The following is a 559-nucleotide window of genomic DNA, read 5'->3' as shown; positions in this document are numbered from 1 at the left end:
TCCAGGTGATAGGTCCAGTTGCCGCTCTGATCGACGCTCAGCGTGCCGTAAGCACCAGTCACAGAGCCGCCTACGTTGCTGGTCTGGCCATTRCCGGCAATCAGAGACCAGGTGAGCGTCGGGCTGTCGACATCAGCGCCGGTCAGATGGCCGGTTGCCGTGTTGTGAGCGCTGTCGTCGGCTACGCCAATACCAGCCTCGGTCACGCTGCCGGTGGCGCTGTCGCCGCCGACAAGCTTAATCGTCGGGGCATCGTTCGTGCCGTTGACCGTGACCACGACCGTCTGCGTCGTGATGCCGCCCTGGCTGTCGCTCAGCTGAACCGTGAAGCTTTCCTGCGGATGATCCGAGACATTCAGCGGATTGGCCTTCGACTGATCCAGGTGATAGGTCCAGTTGCCGCTCTGATCGACGCTCAGCGTGCCGTAAGCACCAGTCACAGAGCCGCCTACGTTGCTGGTCTGGCCATTRCCGGCAATCAGAGACCAGGTGAGCGTCGGGCTGTCGACATCAGCGCCGGTCAGATGGCCGGTTGCCGTGTTGTGAGCGCTGTCGTCGG

The 559-nt window shown here is 62.7% G+C and carries 1 protein-coding gene; it reads right to left on the bottom strand.

Going from position 1 to position 559, the window contains the following annotated elements; genetic code table 11:
- On the bottom strand, positions 1 to 559 hold a 559-nt coding region (locus QD461_RS36705), incomplete at both ends, for a VCBS domain-containing protein (protein ID WP_414091645.1).

The organism is Rhizobium sp. BR 314 (assembly GCF_047445805.1).
GTDB lineage: Bacteria > Pseudomonadota > Alphaproteobacteria > Rhizobiales > Rhizobiaceae > Rhizobium > Rhizobium lusitanum_B.
This window is presented reverse-complemented; position numbering and strand designations above follow the sequence as displayed.